At 62.4% G+C, this 6,327-nt stretch carries 3 protein-coding genes; 2 read left to right on the top strand and 1 reads right to left on the bottom strand.

Annotation, left to right across the window (positions count from 1 at the left end; all coding sequences use genetic code 11):
* Positions 1–380 precede the first annotated feature (380 nt).
* Positions 381–1,853 carry a DnaA/Hda family protein gene (locus Q0K07_RS12760; RefSeq protein ID WP_294559744.1) on the bottom strand — a complete coding sequence of 491 codons (1,473 nt, stop codon included), beginning with the start codon at positions 1,851–1,853 and terminating at the stop codon, positions 381–383.
* A gap of 1,491 nt (positions 1,854–3,344) precedes the next feature.
* On the opposite strand from Q0K07_RS12760, the gene Q0K07_RS12755 reads away from it, so the two are divergent.
* Both Q0K07_RS12755 and feoB read left to right on the top strand, forming a co-directional pair.
* Complete coding sequence (locus Q0K07_RS12755) at positions 3,345–3,578, top strand: FeoA family protein (RefSeq protein ID WP_294559743.1); 234 nt, start codon at positions 3,345–3,347, stop codon at positions 3,576–3,578.
* Entirely contained in the window at positions 3,575–5,908 is a 2,334-nt protein-coding gene (gene feoB / locus Q0K07_RS12750) for a ferrous iron transport protein B (protein ID WP_294559742.1), read from the top strand. The genes Q0K07_RS12755 and feoB overlap by 4 nt, the downstream gene beginning before the upstream one ends.
* Positions 5,909–6,327 lie beyond the last annotated feature (419 nt).

The following is a 6,327-nucleotide window of genomic DNA, read 5'->3' as shown; positions in this document are numbered from 1 at the left end:
GCGCTTATGCGGCGCATGCCGCCGCCCTTTCCGCGGCCCCCCTGCCTCAGCTCAGAAGACGGCGTGCATGTCGAGGTTCTCTTTCTCGATATGCTGAACATGCAGCGCAGTCTTGCGCAGATAGCGCAGGCCCTTGCATGCTGAATTTTCCGCCCGGAAAAGCCCTGCAGGGCAGCGTATCAGGAAAAAGGCTTCCCGGGCCTGCCGCAGGCACGGGGCGGGCGCGCCTTCTCCGGGTTTTCCGCGCAGGGTTCTCACACGGGCGAAAAAAGCCGGGAACGGACGCGGAAAAAGTCTTTCTGCCGGATACGGTCTGCGCAGAGGCGGAAGGGGCAGCGGGTAAAAAAAAGCCCCGCAGAGCGGGGCGGAGAAGCGGAGGTTCAGCCCAGCATGGCCGAGCGTTCTATCATGGAAACGGTATGTTCTATCTGACCGCCCAGGGAGGAATGACGGCTCATTTCGCGTTCCACGGCGGTGATGCCCTTGATGACGGTGGAATGCTTGCGGTTGAAGCGCTCGCCTATTTCTTCCAGCGTGAGGTCGGTATGCTTGCGCAGGAGGAAGAAGGCGGTATTTCTCGCCACCACGAGATTCTGCCGGCGGGACTTGGAGGAAAGCTGCGCAGGCGTGAGGTTGAAGCTGCGGCAGATGAGTTCCACCACGTCTTCCAGGCTGAGGCTGGGGCTGGTGCGGGCCACGTTGCGGATGACGTCGATGGCCATTTCTTCCGTAACGGTGTGACCCGTGAACTGCGACTGCAGCATGAGGTTGTGCAGGCAGCTTTCCAGAAGGCGCACGTCGCCGGTGATGCGGTCGGCCAGAAGATCGGCCACGCCGGAAGGCAGAACCATGCACTGACGGCGCGCCTTTTCCTTGAGAATATGCAGGCGCGTGTCGCGGCTCGGGCGCTCCATGCTGGCCACGAAGCCGGAACAGAAGCGGGAAACGAGCTGGGAATCCACCCCCGCCAGATCGCGCGGAGCAAAGGAGCTGGTGAGCACCACGCGGCCGCCGTGATCCTGAAGGTTCTTGATGGTGGAAAGCAGCTCCTCCTGCGTGCGGTCCTTGCCGCGCAGAAAATGCACGTCTTCCAGAAGCAGCATGTCCAGATCACGGAAACGTTCCTTGAACTGGTCTATGGTCTTGTACTTCATGGCCTGCACGAACTGCGAGGTGAATTCCTCGGCCGTGAGGTATTCCATGCGCACCTGCCGCTTGTCCGCCTCAAGGCTGAGGGCGCGGCCTACGGCCTGGGTGAGATGCGTTTTGCCCAGCCCCGCGCCCGCGCACAGAAACACCATGTCCACAGGGGCGCTTGCGGCAAGAATATTGCTTGCGGCGGCATAGGCTATCTGATTGCAGGGGCCGACCACGAAATCTTCAAACGAGTGCTTCCAGCCCTTCATCACCGCCGGGTTGAAGGCGCGCACGCGCGGCAGGGGAATGGGCAGATCGAGCTGCTTGTCGGCCATGAGCACGGCGGGCGCCGTGGAGGGAATGGAGGCCGCCACCTGCTCCAGAGTCGCGGGACGGGGCAGTTCCGCCTTCTTGCGGGAAGAGGAGGCGCGCACCACCACCTTTGCCCTGCCGCCCAGAAGGGAGGAGGCGACTTCGGCAATGGCCTGGGAGAACTGATCGCGCACCTGGCCTGCCATGAAGTCGTTCATGGCGGTGAGCCGGACTTCCCAATCAAAGGCCGGGGCAGGCTCGATGAGAAGCCCCTGCCCGCCGGAGCGGTCGGCCTGCGGCAACCTGACCACGTCGCCCTTGAGAGGTTCAAGAAAAACCTTGAACTTGCCCTCGGGCAACCTGCCGCCGAGTTCTTTAAGTATGGAGGACCAGATTTCTTTCATAACAGCGCTTGTACAGAAGGTCAGGAAAAAAATACCCTCGGCATGAAGAGAAAGGCGCCATGCCGCAACGCAAAACCGTAGGGGAAGGGACGAATAACTCGTTATCATGTTTGAAAAATTTTTCAACTCTCTCCTTTGCCGCCTTTTTTCTCTTAAAGCTTCGATAACACTTGCAAATCCGCTTGAAAAATAAATTTTCCCCTTATTTTTCCCCGTTTTTTTTCCTTCCGGCCCGCCTTTTTTTCCCGTTTTTCCGGCCCTTTTCCCCTCCGTCAGGGCGGCCGCCGGCTTCTGCGCCCCGGAGTTTCCCGGACTTTGATGCAGAAAAGTGCCAGGCAGGACGCAAAAGCCCTTCCCATCCTTCTCCGCCCTGCACGTTGTCTCTGCTTCTTCCCCTCCGCTTTTGCCTGCGTTTCTCCCTGCGTTTTCCGGCAGGCCCGCAGGTTGCAGTTTTCTCCCTCCGGCACGCCGGGGCATGCGTTCCCGGCCCCCGCAGGCAGGCGGTTCCGGCACGGGCGCCCCGTTCCGGCAAAAAGAGGCCTCTGCCCGGCACAAAGGTACCGAACAGGAAGCATGTTTTTTCCGGAGCACGGCCGCTCCCGGCTTTGCCCCGCTCCGCCCCTTGCTCCGGCGCAACACCATGCCCGGGAAGGCGCACGCTTTGCCCTCCCGTGGGTTTTGCAGGCAGAGATGCGGAAAATCCTCTGACCCTTTCCCCGTCTCTGCTCCATCCCCTTCCGGAAAAAGGGCCGCCGGCTTCTGCGCCCCGGAGTTTCCCGGACTTTGATGCAGAAAAGTGCCAGGCAGGACGCAAAAGCCCTTCCCATCCTTCTCCGCCCTGCACGTTGTCTCTGCTTCTTCCCCTCCGCTTTTGCCTGCGTTTCTCCCTGCGTTTTCCGGCAGGCCCGCAGGTTGCAGTTTTCTCCCTCCGGCACGCCGGGGCATGCGTTCCCGGCCCCCGCAGGCAGGCGGTTCCGGCACGGGCGCCCCGTTCCGGCAAAAAGAGGCCTCTGCCCGGCACAAAGGTACCGAACAGGAAGCATGTTTTTTCCGGAGCACGGCTTTTACGCTCTGTCCCCCCCTGCTCCGGCGCAACACCATGCCCGGGAAGGCGCACGCTTTGCCCTCCCGTGGGTTTTGCAGGCAGAACTGCGGAAAGCCCCTGCCCCTTTCCCCCGTCTCTTCCCCCTTCTCCCCCATTCTTTTCCCGTCCTCATGTTTTCCCGCCCCTCTTTGGCGGAGCAGGCAACAGAAAAGCCGTTTTTTGGGTTGACAGTGGTTTTCAATTTCACTATTGCATGAAGTATGCCCTGCCTGCGGGGACAGGTCATGTCTCTGCCCGCGCGCTGCCGGGGCAGGGGAGCTTCCGGCAGGGGCCTTTCCCGGGGAATCGTTCCCGGCATACGGCGCCATGTGCACGCCCGCCGCATGAGTGCGGAAGGCTGTGCACTGTAATTGAAAGAGAATTTCATTTTTATCTGAGGAGGAACCATGTCACAGATGAATCTTCGCCGGCTTGTTCCGGGCCAGAAGGCAAGCATTGTCAGGATAAACGCCCACGGCGAACTCGGCCGCCGCATCCGCGACATGGGGCTTGTGCCCGGCATGTCGGTGCAGGTGGTGGGAAGAGCTCCTCTGCGCGATCCCGTGGCCCTGCGCATTGAAGGTTCCACCATTGCGCTGCGCAACAGCGAAGCCGACTATGTCGACGTGGAGGTCAGATGAGCTGCCCCATGTGTGAAAAGCAGGGGGCGGCGGGAGCCGCCCTCTTCAGCGAAGAAGAAAAGAAGAACGGCATACGCATTGCCCTTGCGGGCAACCCCAACTGCGGCAAGACCACGGCCTTCAACGCCTACACGGGCGCGCATCAGCATGTGGGCAACTACCCCGGCGTGACCGTGGAAAAGAAGGAAGGCTGGGTGAAGTGCGGCGAACACAGGGTGCTGCTTGTGGACCTGCCCGGCACCTATTCCCTCACGCCCTATTCCATGGAAGAACGCGTGGTGCGCGACGTTCTCGCCCCGGAGAATGCGGCCGAAAAGCCCCGCGCCGTGATCAACATCATTGATTCCGCCACGCTGGAGCGCGGGCTCTTTCTTGCCGTGCAGATACGCGAACTCGGGCAGAGCGTGGTGCTTGCCTGCAACATGATGGATGAGGCGCGCAAGGCGGGCACGCGCATCGACCTCGACCGGCTTTCCGCCCGCTTCGGCGTGCGCGCCGTGCCCACGGTGGCCCGCTCCGGCGAAGGGCTGGACAAGGCCATGGAACTCGCTCTGGAAGAGGCGGCAAAGCCCGGCAAGGCGCTGTTCATCAGCTACGGGCCGGATCTGGATGCCGCACTTTTGAAAATGACTTCCATTATCGAGAAAGAGCAGATCCTCACCGGCCGTTATCCCGCCCGCTGGACCGCGCTGAAGATTCTGGAAAACGACGAGATCATCCGCTCCCAGGCCCGCGCCGTGAACGCCGTGGCCGCCCTTGAACTGGACGCCATACGCGACACGCTGGCCTCGCACCTTGCCGCCACGCTGGAAACCACGCCCGAAGCCCTCATCTCCGACTACCGCTACGGCTTCATCAACAGCGTGCTCAAAGACGGGGTGATCCGCAAGGAAGACGGCAAGGACCGCCTCGCCCTCACCGACAAGCTCGACAAGGTGCTCACCAACACCATTTTCGGCCCGCTCATCATGCTGGGCGTGGTGTACTTCATGTTCTGGACCACCTTCATTGTGGGCGCGTACCCGCAGGGCTGGGTGGAGGACTTCTTCGGCTGGCTCGGCGAGCTCATGACCGGCATCCTGCCCGAAGGGCTGGTGCAGTCGCTCATTGTGGACGGCATCATCGGCGGTGTGGGCGGCGTGCTCAGCTTCGTGCCGCTCATTCTCATCATGTTCCTCATTGTGTCCTTCCTGGAAGACAGCGGCTACATGGCGCGCATGGCCTACATGCTCGACCGCGTGATGCGGGCCTTCGGGCTGCACGGCGCCTCGGTGATGCCCTTCATCATTGCGGGCGGCATTGCGGGCGGATGCGCCATTCCCGGCGTCATGGCCACGCGCACCATGCGCAGCGAAAAGGAAAGGATGGCCACCATGATGACCCTGCCGCTCATGACCTGCGGCGCGAAGATTCCGGTGTTTCTCATGCTCACCGCCGCCTTCTTTGCCGACAGTCAGGCCGGTATCATGTTCTCCATCACCCTCTGCGGCTGGGCCGTGGCGCTCCTCGTTTCCCTGTTGCTCAGAAAAACCGTGTTCCGCGGCGAATCCACGCCCTTTGTCATGGAACTGCCGCCCTACCGCCTGCCCACGCTGCGCAGCATACTCACCCACACCTGGGAACGCGGCTGGATGTACATCAAAAAGGCGGGCACCGTCATTCTGGCCATATCCGTCATTCTCTGGGCGGCGCTCACCTTCCCGGCCCTCGACAGCGAAAAGGCCGCGCCCTTTGAGGCGAAGATAGCCGCCCTTGAAGAGCAGATATCCCCGCTGGAAGAGCAGCTTGCCGACGTGCAGAAGCGCCTTGAAAGCGCGGATGAGAACGCAAAACCCGCCCTTGTGCAGGCTTCGGCCGACCTTTCCGCCCGAAAGAGCGCGCTGGAAGAAGAAAAGAGCGATGTGGAAAACGCCCTTGCCTCCGAAGAGGTGAAAAACACCTTCGGCGGACGCATCGGCCAGTTCGTGGAACCCGTGTTCCGGCCCCTCGGCTTCGACTGGCGCACCGACGTGGCCCTCATTTCCGGCGTGGCCGCCAAGGAAGCCATTCTCTCCACCATGGGCACCGCCTATTCCATAGGCGAAACCGACCCCGACGAGCCCGATTCCCTTTCCGCAAGGCTTGCCGCCGATCCCGGCTGGTCCAAGACCGTGGCGCTGGCCCTCATGCTCTTCGTGCTCATCTATTCCCCCTGCTTCGTCACCCTCGTGGTGCTCAAGAACGAAGCCGGCGGCTGGAAATGGCTCTTCTTCAGCATGGCCTTCAATACCGCCGTGGCCTATGTGGTGGCCTGGGCGGGCACAGTAGTGGGCAACCTGCTCTGGGGCTGATCGCAACTTCCTCCCCGCCTCCGGCGGATTCCGGGAGCCTTCGGGCTCCCTTTTTTCATGCCCGCATCCGGCCGGGGCAGAAAAAGGCCGCGCGGCGGGAGAAAGGCCGCTTTGCCGCCCTTACCCCACGACCGGCAAAAGCGTTTCCGGGGGCGGGGGCGGCCTCATCCGCAACGCCTTTTCCGCGGCATATCGCCCTTCCCCGCGGCATATCGCTCTTCCCGCGGCCGCAACGTCCTTTTCCGCGGCATGGCCCTTCCGGGAATACCCTCCCGCAGACTGCCCGCCGTACCTGCCCCCCCTTTTTGCGCCGCGCCCCCTTTTCCGGGCGCACATGGCACCTTCCCGCGCCCCTCTCTCCCCCCCCCCCCTCCCCCCCCCCCTCCCCCCCACACACCCCCGCGCCCCCCCCCCCCCTT

The organism is uncultured Mailhella sp. (genome assembly GCF_944324615.1).
Lineage (GTDB): Bacteria > Desulfobacterota > Desulfovibrionia > Desulfovibrionales > Desulfovibrionaceae > Mailhella.
The sequence above is the reverse complement of the archived record's forward strand: the minus strand, read 5'-3'. Positions and strand labels throughout refer to the sequence as shown.

Excerpts from the sequence above, each read along its gene's own strand:
- Q0K07_RS12760 (WP_294559744.1), bottom strand. The coding sequence starts at position 1,853 with ATGAAAGAAATCTGGTCCTCCATACTTAAAGAACTCGGCGGCAGGTTG.
- Q0K07_RS12755 (WP_294559743.1), top strand. The coding sequence starts at position 3,345 with ATGTCACAGATGAATCTTCGCCGGCTTGTTCCGGGCCAGAAGGCAAGC.
- feoB (WP_294559742.1), top strand. The coding sequence starts at position 3,575 with ATGAGCTGCCCCATGTGTGAAAAGCAGGGGGCGGCGGGAGCCGCCCTC.